This is a genomic window from Bacteroides fragilis (genome assembly GCF_019583405.1).
In the GTDB taxonomy this organism is placed as follows: Bacteria; Bacteroidota; Bacteroidia; order Bacteroidales; family Bacteroidaceae; genus Bacteroides; species Bacteroides fragilis_B.
In genome coordinates, this window is record NZ_SZUU01000002.1 from 390,889 (window position 1) to 408,685 (window position 17,797).

At 44.4% G+C, this 17,797-nt stretch carries 16 protein-coding genes and 1 tRNA gene; 12 read left to right on the forward strand and 5 right to left on the reverse strand.

All coding sequences use genetic code 11. From position 1 onward, the window contains the following. Positions 1-42 precede the first annotated feature (42 nt). The gene (gene ruvC / locus FDF36_RS05940) at positions 43-609 is read right to left on the reverse strand and encodes a crossover junction endodeoxyribonuclease RuvC (RefSeq protein WP_220390702.1); all 567 of its coding nucleotides are present in this window, start codon (positions 607-609) and stop codon (positions 43-45) included. Beyond that, positions 606-908 carry a DUF4286 family protein gene (locus FDF36_RS05945; protein WP_011203211.1) on the reverse strand — a complete coding sequence of 101 codons (303 nt, stop codon included), beginning with the start codon at positions 906-908 and terminating at the stop codon, positions 606-608. The genes ruvC and FDF36_RS05945 overlap by 4 nt, the downstream gene beginning before the upstream one ends. A gap of 115 nt (positions 909-1,023) precedes the next feature. Here FDF36_RS05945 and FDF36_RS05950 point away from each other — a divergent pair. Further along, positions 1,024-1,097: transfer RNA gene (locus FDF36_RS05950), tRNA-Ala, on the forward strand. Positions 1,098-1,205: 108 nt separating this feature from the next. Here FDF36_RS05950 and FDF36_RS05955 read toward each other — a convergent pair. Continuing rightward, positions 1,206-2,348: a hypothetical protein gene (locus FDF36_RS05955; RefSeq protein ID WP_259281375.1), complete on the reverse strand. Its 1,143-nt coding sequence runs from the start codon at positions 2,346-2,348 to the stop codon at positions 1,206-1,208. Positions 2,349-2,978: 630 nt separating this feature from the next. On the opposite strand from FDF36_RS05955, the gene pheS reads away from it, so the two are divergent. The 9 genes from pheS (at position 2,979) to FDF36_RS06000 (ending at position 13,545) form a co-directional block, all read left to right on the forward strand. Beyond that, positions 2,979-3,998, forward strand: a complete 1,020-nt coding sequence (gene pheS / locus FDF36_RS05960) for a phenylalanine--tRNA ligase subunit alpha (protein ID WP_220390703.1) — start codon at positions 2,979-2,981, stop codon at positions 3,996-3,998. Positions 3,999-4,110: 112 nt separating this feature from the next. Next, complete coding sequence (locus FDF36_RS05965) at positions 4,111-5,307, forward strand: MFS transporter (RefSeq protein ID WP_220390704.1); 1,197 nt, start codon at positions 4,111-4,113, stop codon at positions 5,305-5,307. Next, complete coding sequence (gene nth / locus FDF36_RS05970; RefSeq protein ID WP_220390705.1) at positions 5,304-5,981, forward strand: endonuclease III; 678 nt, start codon at positions 5,304-5,306, stop codon at positions 5,979-5,981. Before FDF36_RS05965 ends, nth begins: the two co-directional genes overlap by 4 nt. Before the next feature lie 89 nt (positions 5,982-6,070). Further along, positions 6,071-7,330, forward strand: coding sequence for a phosphoglycerate kinase (locus tag FDF36_RS05975; protein ID WP_005807633.1), 1,260 nt, complete (start codon positions 6,071-6,073; stop codon positions 7,328-7,330). 7 nt (positions 7,331-7,337) lie between these two features. Continuing rightward, positions 7,338-8,357, forward strand: coding sequence for an ABC transporter substrate-binding protein (locus FDF36_RS05980; protein WP_220390889.1), 1,020 nt, complete (start codon positions 7,338-7,340; stop codon positions 8,355-8,357). 19 nt (positions 8,358-8,376) lie between these two features. Further along, entirely contained in the window at positions 8,377-9,414 is a 1,038-nt protein-coding gene (locus tag FDF36_RS05985; RefSeq protein WP_220390706.1) for an OprO/OprP family phosphate-selective porin, read from the forward strand. Between the two features lie 11 nt (positions 9,415-9,425). Beyond that, on the forward strand, positions 9,426-10,616 hold the full coding sequence (locus tag FDF36_RS05990; RefSeq protein WP_220390707.1) for a DUF418 domain-containing protein: 1,191 nt from the start codon (positions 9,426-9,428) through the stop codon (positions 10,614-10,616). A 3-nt stretch (positions 10,617-10,619) separates the two neighbouring features. Continuing rightward, on the forward strand, positions 10,620-12,818 hold the full coding sequence (locus FDF36_RS05995; RefSeq protein WP_220390708.1) for a tetratricopeptide repeat protein: 2,199 nt from the start codon (positions 10,620-10,622) through the stop codon (positions 12,816-12,818). 217 nt (positions 12,819-13,035) lie between these two features. Continuing rightward, positions 13,036-13,545 carry a DUF3836 domain-containing protein gene (locus FDF36_RS06000; protein WP_220390709.1) on the forward strand — a complete coding sequence of 170 codons (510 nt, stop codon included), beginning with the start codon at positions 13,036-13,038 and terminating at the stop codon, positions 13,543-13,545. Positions 13,546-13,879: 334 nt separating this feature from the next. Here FDF36_RS06000 and FDF36_RS06005 read toward each other — a convergent pair whose 3' ends face one another. Further along, positions 13,880-14,716, reverse strand: coding sequence for a glycoside hydrolase family 16 protein (locus tag FDF36_RS06005; protein ID WP_005780598.1), 837 nt, complete (start codon positions 14,714-14,716; stop codon positions 13,880-13,882). A 165-nt stretch (positions 14,717-14,881) separates the two neighbouring features. Further along, positions 14,882-15,799, reverse strand: a complete 918-nt coding sequence (locus tag FDF36_RS06010) for a hypothetical protein (protein ID WP_220390710.1) — start codon at positions 15,797-15,799, stop codon at positions 14,882-14,884. 216 nt (positions 15,800-16,015) lie between these two features. Here FDF36_RS06010 and FDF36_RS06015 point away from each other — a divergent pair, with 216 nt between their 5' ends. Next, the gene (locus tag FDF36_RS06015; RefSeq protein WP_220390711.1) at positions 16,016-17,539 is read left to right on the forward strand and encodes an amino acid adenylation domain-containing protein; all 1,524 of its coding nucleotides are present in this window, start codon (positions 16,016-16,018) and stop codon (positions 17,537-17,539) included. Positions 17,540-17,552: 13 nt separating this feature from the next. Next, positions 17,553-17,795: an acyl carrier protein gene (locus FDF36_RS06020; protein WP_005807656.1), complete on the forward strand. Its 243-nt coding sequence runs from the start codon at positions 17,553-17,555 to the stop codon at positions 17,793-17,795. Positions 17,796-17,797: the final 2 nt, after the last annotated feature.

Here is a 17,797-nt window from a genome sequence, read left to right on the forward strand (position 1 = left end):
TATATTATTATCTAATTATTACCTACATTCGGCAATCTGTCGCTACTTTACTCTTTCGGGATTTTTAGCTATAAAGTCTTTCCAACCGCTATACCCTTTCTCCATTACCGGACGTCCCATCTGCAGGAAATGACAATAAGCAGCTGCCAATCCGTCGGTAGCATCCATAAAAACAGGCATATCCTCTTTGGCAAAATGCAGCATGCGTTGCAACATATCCGCCACTTGTTCTTTGGAGGCCTGCCCGTTGCCGGTGATGGCCATTTTTATTTTCAGCGGGGCATATTCAGTGATAGGAATATCACGGCTCAACGCAGCCGCCATCGCTACTCCCTGAGCACGTCCGAGCTTCAGCATCGACTGCACGTTTTTCCCGAAAAAAGGAGCTTCAATCGCCACTTCATCGGGCAAGTAACTTTCGATAATACTAAGTACTCGTTCGTGGATATGACGAAGTTTGAGGTAATGATTGCCGAACTTCCGCAGATCGATGATCCCCATAGCGATCATCTCGGGTCTTGTCCCGCAAACACGGAGCACTCCGTATCCCATGATCGTAGTACCGGGATCAATGCCCAGAATAATCTTTTCTTTTACCGGCTGAATCACTCCAATACCTCCATCAATGTGGGAAATCCGACTACTTTATCCTTAAATATCTTCACCAGCTCTTGATTGAGCCGCGCACCCTGATCCTGGTGCCAGCGATGCAGCACGCCAGAATCGTCCACCTCCCATTGGAGCGAATAGGAAGTACCTTCGTCACGATGACTCAACACACGACAGATGCGCGGAGCACGGAGAGCACCGTGTTTCTCTACTTCAGGAATATAACTCTCTTTAATCCAGATCAAAAAATTATCATGAACTTCGTCGTCCACCTGGAAAGTGGTATTGTATATCAGCATATTTTTTATCTTTAAGTTGATTATTTCCGCAAACATAGCAATTATTTCAGAATAATACATTATATTTGCAGCACCAAAACAGATAAACGTTCGCAAACGTTATCATTAAGACCACGGGGGGTTAGCTCATCTGGCTAGAGCGTAACACTGGCAGTGTTAAGGTGATCGGTTCGAGTCCGATACTCTCCACACCAATTAATAAAAATAGTAAATATTTCATCATTGAAGTGGGAAAATCCGTGAGGACTTTCCCACTTTGTTTCTAATTCACCTTTATATCAGTTCCCCCACACACAATTAATGGCCGAACCGGAAGCGGAGTTTATGCCAAAAACCACCTTCTTCTTTTTTTTCTTCCACTGATACTGCCCCAGGTTCTTCAAGTGTCGTAGTCGCTGCTCCAATTTCCGCTTCCGTTAGCACTTCTTGTATAGAGATCTTCACCTTTTTCTCAAAATTCCTTTTGATCCACACTTCAAGGATTATCACAGCATAATCCCAACTGTGCACAGTTTTCAAATGATTTTCCAATAGCCGTACCTCCCACTCATTCTTTTTCACCTCTTCACGCAAGCTAATGATCCGGTCATATAACTTTGATTTGCGACATTGTAATTTTCCCGCTTCAGAACGCTGATCGCGCAAATCTGTCGGCACCTCCGATATCTCTGCTGGCGTTTCTCCGGAACTTACGACATCTTCTCCATTCTCCGATTCAGCTAATTTTATGCGCTCTCGTCCGCCAAGCACCTCTTCCAATGTTCTCAGACGATTCGACAATTCACCTTTCTCCTTTTCCAAGCATTTATTCTGCTTGAACAAACTTTCATTTCTATTCCACAAATCACTATTACGTCTACGCACAGCTTCTATCATTTGCCACTCTTCCGTCTGTTTTTTTTTGAACCACTCGACGTTTTTCCGGCTTCTGGAAAGCTCTGATTGGAGCCCATTGATGACCTCGTTTGTACTTTCAGGCAGATTTCTCAACATCTTCTTGAATTCTTTGAGATATTCGCATACAGAATTGAATCCCATCCTATTGGCCACCTTCGAAAGAGGAGAGGCAGCAAAGGCACTATTGAACATTTTTTGCTCTTCGGTACTCAAGCCGCCTACTACCATAGACAATATCCGGCGTACGATGGGTGCAAAGTCATCAAAGAGACGCATCTTAAGCGCGGCATCTTCATCCTTCTTAAGTTCTGCCTCGATGCGTCGTTCTAATTTTCCGCAAAGTTGTTCGTAATTAGTGGTCAGACGTGCCAACCGCTTCTCATTCCCGATCAGATTCTGTACACTCTCGTCATCAATCAACACCACGCTACCCACAGTTGAAGAGGTTATTTCACACTCCCGTATCCATCCGAGCACCCGCGATTCGCTGATTCCATATTTATCAGATATACTTTTTACTGACATCCAACTGGCCATATCCATACAATTTAAGGTCTGCAAGGTCATACATAAGATACAAAGTATCCATAATTCACCTTATGACGAAAAGAATAGCTATCGTACCTAATCACTCCCCCGCGTCGGCTAAAATAATCATTTTTCACATAATAACCTATTATTTGTAAAAAAGAAAGTTATTTTTTATTTTATATCTTAAGTATGCCGATATGGACCGTTCGTTTTTTAATGGAAATATCCTTGGCATTTTTACCAAGGTTGAAAGTACTTTTTCAGTATTTTTTCACAGACTTCAGTGATGTGATAGTTTACTGGAGGGCATGCAGGTAACCGACTCACAGTTTTGAACTTGTTTTGAAGTAGCAACAAACCGAAAAAAGAAAGAGAAAATATCTCTACCCTCTTGGTTATTTTATACACCAACAAAAGAAGGAAGCCTGAAGAGCCACAGAAATCATAAGCTAATTATCAGAGAAACATCTTTTACCTTTATCATAGAGTTCCTCTTCTTCTTTCTCCTCTATGTCCCCCAAATACTCTGTGATGAATTTAGCCAACTGACACATTTTATTTCTTTCTATCCTCTTTGATTGCAATATTATTGTTACTTTTGCAGCAATTTAACGAAAATCGAATAACAATAAATCGCAAGATATGATAGCTAAGATTAATCAACTTCTTGAAGAGGTGGGGGCCTTGAAAGCCACCAATGCCGAAGAACTCGAAGCTCTGCGCATCAAATACCTCAGCAAGAAAGGAGCCATCAATGACTTGATGGCAGATTTCCGCAATGTGGCCGCCGAACAGAAAAAAGAAGTCGGCATGAAGCTCAACGAACTGAAAACAAAAGCACAAGAAAAAATCAACGCACTGAAAGAACAGTTCGACAACCAGGACAACGGACAGGACGATCTCGACCTGACCCGTTCGGCTTATCCCGTGGAACTGGGCACGCGCCATCCGCTTTCTATTGTGCGCAACGAAATCATTGACATCTTTGCCCGTCTGGGATTCAACATTGCCGAAGGTCCGGAAATAGAAGATGACTGGCATGTGTTCTCCGCACTCAACTTTGCCGAAGACCATCCGGCACGCGACATGCAAGACACATTCTTCATCGAATCGCATCCCGACGTACTGCTGCGCACACACACCTCATCGGTACAGAGCCGTGTGATGGAGGTTTCGCAACCACCTATCCGTATCATCTGTCCGGGACGCGTTTACCGTAACGAAGCTATCAGCTATCGCGCACACTGTTTTTTCCATCAGGTAGAAGCGCTGTACGTAGACCGCGACGTATCTTTCACCGACCTGAAACAAGTGTTGCTGCTCTTCGCCAAAGAGATGTTCGGTGCCGATACGAAGATACGCCTGCGTCCGTCGTACTTCCCGTTCACGGAGCCCAGCGCCGAAATGGATATCAGCTGTAACATCTGCGGCGGAAAAGGATGCCCCTTCTGCAAACACACCGGCTGGGTGGAAATCTTGGGTTGCGGAATGGTAGACCCGAACGTACTCGATGCCAACGGAATAGACAGCAAAGTGTATAGCGGATATGCTCTGGGTATGGGTATCGAACGCATCACAAACCTGAAATATCAGGTGAAAGACCTCCGCATGTTCTCCGAAAACGATACACGTTTCCTGAAGGAGTTCGAAGCGGCCTATTAAATTTTACTGCCGCAGACATGAACACAGAGTCTCACAGGGTTTTCTTAAAATTAAAAAGAGGCTCTCTGTGAGACTTTGTGTTACTCCGCGGTCCAATCAAAACCACCATACTATGCCCAAAGATAGGCTTGTCACCCCCAGCTATGTTCTGATACTGGCAGCAAACTTCCTTTTATACTTTGCCTTCTATCTGATTCTGCCTGTATTGCCTTTCTATCTGACTGAAATTTTCCAAACCGGAAATGCAGCCGTAGGGGTCATTTTATCCTGCTACACCGTAGCTTCACTCTGTATCCGCCCCTTCTCGGGCTATCTGCTGGACACGCTGGCACGCAAGCCACTCTACCTGATCGCCTACTTCCTGTTCATCACCGTCTTTGCCGGATACATCCTTGCCGGGGTGCTGTCACTGTTCATCATGCTCCGGGTGGTGCATGGACTGGCTTTCGGAATGGTGACCGTAGCGGGTAATACCATCGTAATCGACATCACTCCTTCTTCCCGCCGCGGAGAAGCGGTAGGCTACTACGGACTGATGAACAACACGGCCATGAGCTTCGGACCGATGATCGGACTTTTTATGCACGACACCTGTTCGTTCGAGACCATCTTCCTGTGTTCACTCCTCTCCGGTACAGTGGGGTTTGCGGCTGCCTGCCTGGTAAAGACACCTGTTAAGGAACCGGTAAAACGTGAACCGATTTCACTGGACCGGTTCGTATTAATTAAAGGTATACCTGCCGGAGTGGCATTGCTCTTGCTCTCCATTCCCTACGGCATGACGAGTACTTACATAGCCATGTATGCCAAGGAGATCGGGATCACACTCAGCTCTGGGTTGTTCTTCACCTTTATGGCAGTGGGCATGGCTGTCTCACGCATGTTCTCCGGACGCCAAGTGGACAAGGGGCGCATCACACAGGTCATCACCTTGGGGCTCTATCTGGTGTGCACCTGTTTTTTCACCCTGGCATCCTGCGGTAAGCTGATGTCGCTGAGCCCCGAACTGACAGATGTACTCTTCTTTATGGTGGCTCTGTTGCTGGGAGTCGGATTCGGCACCATGTTTCCGGCCTTTAATACCCTGTTTGTCAACCTGGCCCCTAACAGCCAGCGTGGCACAGCCACTTCCACTTATCTGACTTCGTGGGATGTAGGTATCGGCATCGGATTGGTGCTGGGAGGATACATCGCTCAACTGACCTCGTTCGACATGGCTTACTTCTTCGGAGCTTGCCTGACGGTGGTTTCTACCTTTTATTTCAACCTGAAAGTCGCACCCCATTATCATAAGAACAAACTAAGATGACAAAGAAAGAACGTTATGAAAAAGTAATCGCCTGGTTTCAGGAAAATGTGCCCGTGGCCGAAACGGAACTGCATTACAATAACCCGTACGAACTACTGATCGCCGTTATCCTCTCCGCACAGTGTACAGACAAGCGGGTAAACATGATCACTCCCAAAATCTACCAGGATTTTCCCACCCCGGAAGCACTGGCTGCCACCACACCGGAGGTGATCTTCGAGTACATCCGCAGTGTGTCTTACCCTAATAACAAGTCGAAGCACCTGGTGGGCATGGCACGCATGCTGGTGAACGACTTCAATAGCGAAGTGCCCGGTACACTTGAAGAACTGATCAAGCTGCCCGGTGTGGGGCGCAAAACGGCCAATGTCATTCAGTCCGTCGTGTTCAACAAGGCAGCCATGGCGGTAGACACTCACGTGTTCCGCGTGAGCCACCGCATCGGGTTGGTAGGCGACTCCTGCACCACCCCGTTCAGTGTAGAAAAAGAACTGGTGAAGAACATCCCCGATGAGTTGATCCCCATCGCTCACCACTGGCTGATCCTACACGGACGTTACGTCTGTCAGGCCCGCACTCCCAAATGTGAAACCTGTGGTTTGCAATTGATGTGTAAATATTACTGTGAGAAGTATAAAGTTAGCAAAGACACACCGAAGAGGAAGAATAAATAACGATTTCATAGCAAAAAAGAGAAATTAATACTAACTTTGCGGTCATCATAAAAGAAACTAACACTTTTAAAGTAAATAAATAAAGTATTATGCAGACAATTGACAATTTCAATTTTGCCGGTAAAAAGGCATTCGTTCGCGTGGACTTCAATGTACCCTTGGACGAAAACTTCAACATTACAGACGACACTCGTATCCGTGCTGCACTTCCTACGCTAAAGAAGATTCTGGCAGACGGTGGCAGCATCATCATCGGCTCTCACCTGGGCCGTCCGAAAGGCGTTGCCGACAAATTCTCTCTGAAACATATCGTTAAGCACGTGTCAGAACTGCTGGGCGTTGAAGTTCAGTTTGCTAACGACTGCATGGGCGAAGAAGCTGCCGTGAAAGCTGCCGCTTTACAACCGGGCGAAGTGCTGTTGCTCGAAAATCTCCGTTTCTACGCTGAGGAAGAAGGCAAACCGAGAGGACTGGCTGAAGACGCAACCGACGAAGAAAAAGCTGCTGCCAAGAAAGCCGTGAAAGAAAGCCAGAAAGAATTTACAAAGAAACTGGCTTCATACGCTGACTGCTACGTAAACGACGCATTCGGTACAGCTCACCGTGCACACGCTTCTACGGCGTTGATCGCCAAATACTTCGATGTGAACAATAAGATGTTCGGTTACTTGATGGAGAAAGAAGTGAAGGCCGTTGACAAGATATTGAACGATATCAAACGTCCGTTTACAGCCATCATGGGTGGTTCTAAAGTGTCTTCTAAGATCGAAATCATCGAAAACCTGCTGAACAAGGTAGACAACCTGATCATCACAGGCGGTATGACATATACTTTCACCAAAGCTATGGGTGGACAGATCGGTCTGTCTATCTGCGAAGATGACAAACTGGATCTCGCCCGCGAACTGATGCAAAAGGCTAAAGACAAAGGTGTAAATCTGGTATTGGCTGTTGACGCTAAGATCGCCGACTCTTTCTCTAACGATGCCAACACTAAATTCTGTCCTGTGAATGAAATTCCTGACGGATGGGAAGGTCTTGACATCGGTCCTAAATCAGAAGAAATCTTTGCCGAAGTGATCAAGAATTCCAAGACTATCCTTTGGAACGGCCCGACAGGCGTATTCGAATTCGAAAACTTCACTCACGGTTCACGCTCGGTAGGCGAAGCTATCGTAGAGGCTACTAAGAACGGGGCTTTCTCACTCGTCGGCGGTGGTGACTCTGTAGCTTGTGTCAACAAGTTCGGTCTGGCAAACGGTGTATCTTATGTTTCTACCGGCGGTGGAGCATTGCTTGAAGCAATCGAAGGAAAAGTTCTTCCGGGTATTGCCGCTATTCAGGAATAAGACTAAAGTGAATCACTATAAAACAGAAAAGGCAGCCCCTCACGGAGTTGCCTTTTTTAAAAGGAAAAAGTCAAGAGTGAAACCCTTTTTCAGCATCATACTACTGCTTCTTTTATCAGCCTGTGCAGACAAAAAAGAGGGACATACACTGTCATCCGAACTTCAGCCTCTGACTTTCGGACTAATGCCTTCTTTCGACGGACTACCTCATCTGATTGCCGCCCGTTACGGTGTTTATGATTCGCTGGATATAAAAGTCAACTTCATCACTTATGCCTCGGCAACCGATCGTGACGCTGCTTTCTTATCGGGCAAACTGGATGGTATGCTCACCGACTATCCGTGTGCCGCCCTTTTACAGACCAAAGGAGTCCGTTTGCGTCTGGTTATGGAAAATGATGGCTGCCTTAGCCTGATAACAAGCAAAAAATATGATGTCAGGAATCCGGAAGACCTAAAAGGGAAAAACATTGCCATCTCTTGCAATACCCTGATAGAGTATGCCACCGACGAAGTAATGAAACAGGCCCGTCTTACTCCCGGTGAAGCGAACAAACCCGAAATCAACAACATTTTTTTGAGGCTGATGATGTTGGAAAACGGGCAGATCACAGCATCTTTCTTGCCCGGTCCGGCAACGGCAATCGCGGTAAACGACGGACACACAGTATTGCTGAATACAGTCCAAATGAGGATACACTCCGCCGGAACGGCTTTCACAGAAGAGGCCATCAAAGAAAAAAACGAAGAAATAAGGAGGTTTATCACCGGATACAATCTCGGCGTGAAATACCTGCAAACCTATCCCCGGGATAAATGGGGGGAGATATTAACACAAGAATTCGGACTGCCGGAAACACTGGCTGCCCAGGTGGACTTGCCCGATTATCGACCTGCCATGTGTCCGTCTTCTCACGACATAAAAAAAGCTATTGCCTGGCTGAAGAACAAAGGAGCAATCCCCGGTAACTATCAGGGTGAAAACTTAGTAGATACGACCTTCATTCCCGGCCAATTCCAACCATAATAAATACAACAAAGTAAAGATGAAAAACACATTCCTATTAACACTTGTGCTGCTGCTACTGGCAAGCGGCAACCTGAATGCACAGGAAAAAAAAGAGGGTATGACGGTAAACAAAGTCGTCAATACGCTAAAAGAACGGATCACCCTTGCCGGATATGCGCAACTGGGATATACTTATGACGATGCAGCGAAGAAAACCAATACATTCGACATCAAACGAATCATCTTCATGGCTCACGGACGAATCACCGACCGTTGGACCTGCGATTTCATGTACGACTTTTACAATGGAGGTATGCTGCTCGAGGTTTATACCGATTATCAGATTCTACCCGGACTGAAAGCCCGCATCGGAGAATTTAAAGTCCCTTATACGATCGAGAACGAATTATCACCCACGACAGTGGAACTGATTAACTGCTACTCACAGTCTGTGTGTTATCTGGCAGGGGTAAGCGGCAGTGACGTAGCTTGTGGCATGACATCGGGACGCGACATCGGTGCGATGATCCACGGAGGATTACTGAACGACCTGCTATACTACAAACTGGCGGTGATGAACGGACAAGGACTCAATATCAAAGATAAAAACAATCAAAAAGATATCATCGGCAATCTGATGGTAAATCCTCTGAAATGGCTGTTGGTAGGTGGTTCGTTTATAAAAGGAACAGGACATGCCGTCGCCGATTCGGAAATAACCGGTATCCCGGCAGGGGAAAACTACACCAAAAACCGTTGGAGTATAGGAGGTATCATCACGGCAAGCCCGTTCAGCCTCCGTTCCGAATATCTGGCGGGAAAAGACGGAACTGTGAAAAGTGACGGTTTTTATGCCACCGGAAGTTGCCGGCTCCTACGCAACTTCGACCTCGTAGCTTCGTATGACTATTTCAACGCAGATAAAGCCATCGGCCGAAAACAGACGAATTACATAGCCGGACTGCAATATTGGTTCTATCCCAAATGCAGACTGCAAGCACAATATACTTTTTGCGACCGGAATAAGGGAAAAGACAGTAACCTGTTTCAGGCGCAGGTACAAGTAAGATTCTAAAACGATAATCAATGGAACATAAAATCAGCGAACCCAATGCCCGTGTAGACGTGGCCGATGTACTGAGAGGACTGGCTGTGATGGGGATCATCATCCTGCATAGTATCGAACATTTTAATTTCTACTCCTTTCCGGATGCCGTCCCCGGCGAATGGATGAAGTTTACCGACAGAGCTATCTGGAACGGGCTCTTTTTTGTCTTCAGCAACAAAGCTTATGCTGTATTTGCCCTGCTGTTCGGCTTCAGTTTCTATATTCAGGATAGCAACCAACAACGCCGTGGTAAAGATTTTCGCCTCCGGTTCATCTGGCGGATGGTGCTACTGTTCATCATCGGACAGTTCAACGCTGCTTTTTTTACAGGTGAAATACTGACGATGTATGCCATGCTCGGTCTGATACTCCCTCTGTTCTGTCGCCTCGATAGCCGCAGTGTAGCCATCTTCGCCACCCTGCTTATCCTGCAACCGATAGATTGGTTCAAAGTGATCTATGCTCTCTGCAACCCGGAATATGTACCCGGTCCCAGCTTGGCTTCCCACTATTTCGGGATTGCTTTCGACGTGCAGAAAAACGGTGCCTTCCTTGAAACGATCCGCATGAACCTCTGGGAAGGGCAACTTGCCAACCTGACTTGGGCATTGGAGCACGGACGCATTCTGCAAACGCCTGCCCTCTTCCTCTTCGGTATGCTGGTGGGACGTAAGGGAATATTCCTTTATAGCGAACAGAACGAACAACGCTGGCTCAAAGCATTAGGTATGTCACTCTTATGTTTCTTTCCATTATATGGTCTGAATAACATGCTGCCGGGATTCATCACGCGCGATGCCCTCCTGATTCCCTTGCAACTGATCATAAGCTCTTTGAGCAACCTCAGCTTCATGGTATTGCTGGTCAGCGGACTGCTTATCACTTTCTACCGTGTCAAAGACCGCAGATTCCTGATGCGTTTCACCTCGTATGGCAAGATGAGTCTGACAAACTACATCGGACAATCCGTCATTGGCTCTCTCCTTTTCTATCATTGGGGCTTCGAATTAGGACGTTTCTTGGGAATTACTTACAGTTTCTTTTTTGGCATTCTTTTTGTACTTCTACAAATGGCATTCTGTTCCTGGTGGCTTGGCCACTTCAAACATGGCCCCTTCGAAGGCTTATGGAAACGCCTTACATGGATTGGAAACAATAAACGGAAGTAAATTATGAACGAACAACTTATCAACGAACAATATCAATATATTCTCCGACTGATCGGACAAAAACGACTGAAAGAGGCATTGACCCAATTGGAATCATTCCTATGGAAATGCCCCGAATGGTCGCTCCGTACCCGTCTGGAGCAGATACAGACTTCGTACAACTATATGCTGCAATACATGCGTCAGGGGGTAGAAGACCCGGAGCGTAAGAAATTATATCAAAGATTGCTGGCCGATACTCTTGAAATCACCGATCAGGCACGTATTACACTACTCGACAGTGTATCAAGCCATTATTATCATCAATATCGTACGCGACGTACTGAAGAACTATCTCCCCTTACCCTGGAGATGCTGATACACACGCTTGAATCGTTCAATGATGACCTGGCCGTAAGCGGATTCATTTCGGATCAAAACATGGATGAAGTTTTAAAACGTCACGAAGATAATCTGCGGATTCTGTTCCTGCAAACCTGGACCAATAGCAACTGGAGTACGGAAGAAAGTACAACTGCACAATCCATGCTTCAGTCCGAATTACTTCCGGTGAACGATCTTTGCCTTTTTACAAGTGCCGTTACCCTTAGTCTGATGGAATGTTTCGATCTCCGAAAACTTCTGTGGCTGATAGATGCTTACCGTCACCCCAATGTACAGATCAGCCAGCGGGCTCTGGTAGGAATCGCTTTTATTCTCCATGCCTATTCACCACGTATCGATTTCTATCCGGAAATCAATTTACGTATCACGGCACTGATGGAAGAAACCGCATTCGAAAAAGAACTGTTACGCGTACATATCCAAATACTTCTCAGTCAGGAAACGGAAAAAATCGACAAAAAAATGCGTGAGGAAATCATTCCCGAAATGCTGAAAAGCATGTCTCCCATGCGCAACATGAAGTTTGGTTTCGAAGAGTCCGATGAAGAGAAAGATGACACCAATCCCGACTGGGCCGATGCTATAGAGAAATCCGGACTGGGTGACAAGTTACGTGAAATGAACGAATTGCAACTGGAAGGTGCCGATGTATATATGAGCACATTTGCACAACTCAAAAGCTATCCGTTCTTCAGAGAAATCTCCAATTGGTTCTATCCTTTCGACAGGCAACAATCGGCTGTCATTAAAGAGTTTCGTAACCGGGAAACAGAAGGAGGAAGTCTGTTGGAAATCATCCTGCAGTCTGGTTTCTTCTGTAACAGTGACAAGTATTCGCTGTTCTTCACTATGCAGCAATTACCGCAATCACAGCGTGACATGATGTTGAGCCAGCTCACGGAACAACAAATGGAAGAATTGGCAGATCAGTCGAAAGCCGAAACACTGAAGAAATTTTCCGAACGCCCCGATACGGTAAGTAACCAATATCTGCACGACTTATACCGCTTCTTCAAATTGAATATGCGAAGACAGGAATTTCGCGACTTGTTCAAAGAGGCCATCTGCCTGTACAGCAATCCGGCATTGGAAGACATGTTGTTCAACCCGGATGCCCTGCTGGCTTTAGCCAACTTTCACTTCAGAAAAGAGCACTGGGAAAAAGCAGCCGAAGCCTATGACAAAGTCGCCTACATGGTCCCACGAGAGAATGAAGCTGAAGTTTACCAAAAGCAGGGCTACTCTCTGCAAAAACTGAAACGATATACACAAGCCATCGAAGCCTATCGGAAAGCAGATACCCTCAAACCGAACAACTTATGGACTAATCGCCATTTAGCCATTTGTTATCGTCTCGACCGACAATTCCGCAAAGCTTTGGAATATTACCGAAAAGTGGAAGAAGTATTGCCGGAAGACACAAAAGTAATTTTCTATATTGGCAACTGCCTGGCAGAGACATGGAACTACGAAGAAGCACTGAACTACTTCTTCAAACTCGATTTCCTGGAAAGTGATTGCATCAAAGCATGGCGTGCCATCGGTTGGTGTTCGTTCATGACAGGAAAACGCGAACAAGCCATGAAGTACTATGATAAAGTGATTACCCAAAAGCCGATGCCGGTAGACTACCTGAATGCCGGTCATGTGGCATGGTCATTGGGAGATATAGAGAAAGCCGTGCCTTTCTACTCCAAAGCCGCAGAACTCTATGGCAGTAAAGAGCAGTTCCTTGAGATGTTCCGCAAGGACGAGGATATCATCATAGGAAAAGGTATTACCTCCGATGATATTCCATTGGTTCTCGATCTGATTTAAAACAAACAAGAAAGAAAAAACGAACAGGGTGTCCGCAATCGGACACCCTGTTTTTTTATAACCTATTAATAATGAAGCTTCTAAATTATGGCATACCTATTGATTCTTACTCTACAGAAAATAATCTGAAAAAAGATTGTATACCCGTGCAACTTAAATTCAAGTAGCAACGTCTAATAAACAAAGAAAGATATAAACTAATTAAATAATAAAGGATATGAAAACAATTACATTTTTCAAAAGAGTATTAGCCTCTGCAGCATTAGTTTCGGTATGTGGATTTGCTTGTGCAACAAACAACGGTAAACAGTTTGTCCATAACGATACGATGGAGAAGGGAAGACTCGTCTGCCGTGAAATATATTCTATGGACAATCCTGTTTCAGGCATACTCAGTCCAGTAAAAATGCATAAATACAGCTACGATACCGACCATCAGAGAACGGTGAAATCCACCTATACATGGAATGTATTTAAAAACGCATGGGAAAAAGAATCTTTGACGGTTGTCTCCCGGTATGAAACAGAAACTTCGGTAGAGTATTCTGTATGGAATAAAGAAAAAGAATCATTTAGTCCATCAGAAAAATATATATACATCACCAACAGTGATAACCAACTGATAGCCCAATACGCATACAAAATGAACTCCCGCACCAACCAATGGATATTGGAGAAAGACGCCTTAGTACCCATTTACGAGAACATTTATGCAACAACCCGTTAATGGAGATTCCGGATTTCACAGATACGGAAAAATCAGGTAACATAATCAAAGAAACCAGAACATCAAAGAGAAAGAATTTAAATCCGGAAGTTGATAAAAAAGTAGTTATCCCCATCTCCTCTTTGCCAAGACTTTCTTGGGAGTTCAAAACATCGAATCAAGACAAAGCATTTATAACCAAACAGATAAATACACTTGGTATCTGAGTATAGAAAGTTAGTTTTAACACTGTATTAAAGTTGGTTCTTCAAACGCAAACAACAAGTCTTTTGCATGCAAAAGACTTGTTGTTTATATTCGGGAAAGTAAAAACGGAAATTATGCATTAACAATGTTAACGATCCACAGGTTGACTTACTTTTACCCAGTCTATCTCCATCTTCGCAGGCAGTTCACTATCCGTTATGGTACCAGGCCAAGTACCTGCACCGCCCAAAGCATAATTTAAAATCAAATAAAAAGAAGTATCAAACGGCCATTGCTTTTTGACGCTCTCATCGGCCAAATGCAAGTTAGGATAGACTAAAGTGGTAGCTCCATTCACTTTAAAAGTAAGAGACTCGGGAGTCCACTCGATACCAAATACATTGAATTGCCCTTTATTGTAAGGAACTGTTTTTGTTGGAACAGGCTTAGTGAATCCCAAGTCATTTTTGTAGTGGCTGTGAATTGTTTGATATACAATGCCGTCATGATTCAACTGCTCCATAATATCTATTTCACCGCAAGCAGGCCATCCACTGTAAACGGGTTTGGCAGGCATCATCCAGATGGCAGGCCATCCACCCTTTGCCGTCTTGGTGAAACGGGCACATATCTCTATTTTACCATATTGAAATTCTGCTTTACCTAATGACTGCACCCCTCCCGTCTTATATACTCCATTCACTTTCTCGGCAATCAGTACTAACTTCCCATCGTGTACATAAGCCTGATCATAACTTTCGGATAAATATTTGCTCCAGGCAGGACTGCCTTTTTTGCACAAGCCCCATTTTGTTTTGTCGGGAATACTATCTGTCTGGTTGAAGTCATCTTGAAAAACTATCTTCTCCGAAACAGCATCTGACCTTGTCAGAGGTGTAACCATCGAATCATCAGAAGACGAACAAGCATAGAAAGAAAGTACCGACATGACAGCACCGCATGATAAGACAAGAGATCTTTTCATAATACTAAGGTTTTAGAGTTAAACATAAAATTACTGATAAATAACAAACTGTATATTTATTTAGTTCATCAACTTTCTGTGATTTTTTATACGATTCAATAGAGACAATCTAATCTGACTTACCAGAATCTATAAAAAGTATCAATAAAGAGAGCGTCGTTTATGTCATTCAAAACTATAAGAAATATTACACCAAGCTATTTCATCATTCTCAGATGTCATCTGATTAAGATCTTCAAATACAGGATAATAATAAAAAAAATCAGAATAGTTGGCTATAAAGCCGCCATCATGTCCCCTCCCAAAAGAAGTGAAATGCCCGGTCGAACTGTAAGTCCAGAAATGAATTGAGTAGGTCAGCTGTAATTGATCACTATTGACATTATGATTTACCTTACCATAAAATTCCCAACGATTTTCGGCATGGGAACGCATGAAAAGAGAATCATTCCGCATCTGAAAATTCTTTTCGTATGAAAGTGAAGTACCATCTTCAAAGTCGGAAGAGAATCTCAACTTATCAACAGATATAAACTCAATCTTATCATTTGGAAAACCCTTAATAAATCCATCCGAACTATTGAAACGGCTTTCCCAATAACTGTCCATCTCCGGAAAGATTTCTACACCTCCTTTACTACTGCCTTGATAGCATCTGAAACCTTCAAGGCGGTATTGTCCGCTATAAGCCACAGACCGGGACGCAACAGCCACCGGAATAATATGCTCTTCTCCCCGATAAGATACACAGATATGAGTTTTTCCAACCCCAGCCACACGAACTTCAATGCATCTTTTTCCTAAGTAATCCGGATTATACGTAGCGCCGACCACCGCAGTATCTTCCGAACGGACTTTTATCTGATCTCCGGATGCAGCTTTCAGAAAAATCATAGCCGGTGTTTGCAAAACATCCATCAAGAGCCCCTCTTCTCCCAGGAGACGCTCTTCAGAGCCATTACCGGTATAAAAACGAATTTCATTTTCATCATCTTTCTCACAACCGCCAAGCACTATCACAATTACCGTAGCAAAGAGAACATAGTACAGACTTTTAAGTAAGGGTAAGGTTACAGGTTTCATATTATTTTCAGTTTTAGTAAAATCCCTATTCGGATAAAATGCAAATATAACGAATTAAAGAAGGAAAGCAAGGTTAAGAATGCGTTATCACACAATTAACGTTCTTTAATTCATTGCCCGTAGGGAGATTAGTTCATTTCTCTGTCTTTTTAATAAATGATCTCAAGAAGATAGAAGGAATTCCTAAACCCAAAACATGAATAAAAACTAATGGATATGACAACATCTCCCCGGAAGGATATTACCAATGATATTCTTTCCGCCATGCAACGTTATCCCGAAAACGAAGCATTTATCATTGACGATAAACATTATACTTATGCCCAACTTGGCAAAATAACAGCCTCCGTCGCCCATTCGCTATCAGAAATAGAAGATGAAAGAATCGGGATCATTGCGGAAAACCGAATTGAAACCTACGCAGCCATTCTGGCGGTACTGGCCAGTGGAAAAACATATGTCATTCTGCATCCTGCTTACCCGGAAGAACGTAATCTCAAAATAGCCGGACTGGCCGGATTGCATACTTTGCTCTGCACAAGCCATGTCGAACGCCCGGCATTCGGAACCGACCTCTTCAGAGTAATCAACACAGACAAGCTGTCGGGAAAAGCACCGTCGGAATTGTCAAGGCTGCAATTCTACCCGCCGGAAGAAGAAAGAAACGCTTATATCATTTTTACATCGGGAAGTACAGGCGAACCCAAAGGAGTCCCCATCACACGTGCCAATCTGAACACTTTTTATCAGGCATACGATTCCCTTAACTGGAACCTGGATGAACACGACCGCATGTTACAAATGTTTGAGCTGACATTTGACGTATCCGTCGTATCGTTACTTTATCCCCTGACTTTAGGAGCTTCCGTTTATACAGTGGCCCATCAGGATGTAAAGCATTTCAAGGTGTTCGAACTTCTGGAGAAGTACGAACTGACCTTCGCCACGGTCACCCCCTCTCTATTACAACTTCTTTCACCCTATTTCGATGAAATCAGCCTGCCTGCTCTGAAATATCTGGGAGTATCGGCAGAGGCATCGCAAACCGAACTGTTGGAACGATTCAGAAAATCAGCACCCAACGCAGAGTTCGTCAACCTGTACGGCCCGACAGAGGCTACGATTTACTGTACCTGTTACCGTATTCCGGCTTCCGGCACATACAAGCATTACAACGGAATGGTGGCTATCGGAAAACCATTTCCCGGTATCCGCGTCATCATTGTTGACGAAGAAGGAAATGATCTGCCTCAGGGAGAGACGGGAGAACTTTGGGTATCCGGTCGGCAAGTAATGAAAGGCTATCTGGATGATCCGGAAAAATCGGCATCGGCTCTAATACACCGTCCTGACGGACAAATTTATTACCGGACCGGAGACCTGTGTATTTTAGACAACGATGGGGATATCATTTATTGCGGCCGTAAGGACTATCAAGTGAAAATACAGGGCTTCAGAATAGAACTAAGCGAAATAGAATACACTGCTCAGTCGTTTTTCAAGACTCCTTGCAACGTGGCTGCCCTTCCGTTAATCTGTGACGGAATGTGCAACGAACTGCATCTGGCAGTCGAATCGACCGAATGTGACCAAAACAAATTGATAGAATATCTGAAAGAAAAGCTGCCACAATACATGTTACCGAAACAAATTCATTGTATTCCTCAGTTTCCGGTAACCAATAGCAATAAAACAGATCGAAAAAAAATTGTTGAACTGATAAGAGAGAAGGAACTCTAAAAACAATATAAATATGAACCGAGAAGAAGTATTAAAACAACTACAAAGCATTTTCCGTGATATTTTAAAGAAGGACAACGTCTGTATCAGCGAATCATCCACCTCTCAAGACGTAGATGGCTGGGACTCACTGACCCATATGCAAATTATAGCCCAAATCGAGAAACGTTTCGGAGTACGTTTCAACTTTCGGGAAGTAATTAAATTCAAGAATGTCGGTGACCTATGCAGTGCCTTATTAACCAAAATGGAATAAAT

Coding starts and splice junctions, on each gene's coding strand:
- pheS (WP_220390703.1), top strand. CDS start 2,979: ATGATAGCTAAGATTAATCAACTTCTTGAAGAGGTGGGGGCCTTGAAA.
- FDF36_RS05985 (WP_220390706.1), top strand. CDS start 8,377: ATGAAAAACACATTCCTATTAACACTTGTGCTGCTGCTACTGGCAAGC.
- FDF36_RS06010 (WP_220390710.1), bottom strand. CDS start 15,799: ATGAAACCTGTAACCTTACCCTTACTTAAAAGTCTGTACTATGTTCTC.
- FDF36_RS05965 (WP_220390704.1), top strand. CDS start 4,111: ATGCCCAAAGATAGGCTTGTCACCCCCAGCTATGTTCTGATACTGGCA.
- FDF36_RS06005 (WP_005780598.1), bottom strand. CDS start 14,716: ATGAAAAGATCTCTTGTCTTATCATGCGGTGCTGTCATGTCGGTACTT.
- FDF36_RS05945 (WP_011203211.1), bottom strand. CDS start 908: ATGCTGATATACAATACCACTTTCCAGGTGGACGACGAAGTTCATGAT.
- FDF36_RS06020 (WP_005807656.1), top strand. CDS start 17,553: ATGAACCGAGAAGAAGTATTAAAACAACTACAAAGCATTTTCCGTGAT.
- FDF36_RS05990 (WP_220390707.1), top strand. CDS start 9,426: ATGGAACATAAAATCAGCGAACCCAATGCCCGTGTAGACGTGGCCGAT.
- FDF36_RS05995 (WP_220390708.1), top strand. CDS start 10,620: ATGAACGAACAACTTATCAACGAACAATATCAATATATTCTCCGACTG.
- FDF36_RS05955 (WP_259281375.1), bottom strand. CDS start 2,348: ATGGATATGGCCAGTTGGATGTCAGTAAAAAGTATATCTGATAAATAT.
- FDF36_RS05975 (WP_005807633.1), top strand. CDS start 6,071: ATGCAGACAATTGACAATTTCAATTTTGCCGGTAAAAAGGCATTCGTT.
- nth (WP_220390705.1), top strand. CDS start 5,304: ATGACAAAGAAAGAACGTTATGAAAAAGTAATCGCCTGGTTTCAGGAA.
- FDF36_RS06000 (WP_220390709.1), top strand. CDS start 13,036: ATGAAAACAATTACATTTTTCAAAAGAGTATTAGCCTCTGCAGCATTA.
- FDF36_RS06015 (WP_220390711.1), top strand. CDS start 16,016: ATGACAACATCTCCCCGGAAGGATATTACCAATGATATTCTTTCCGCC.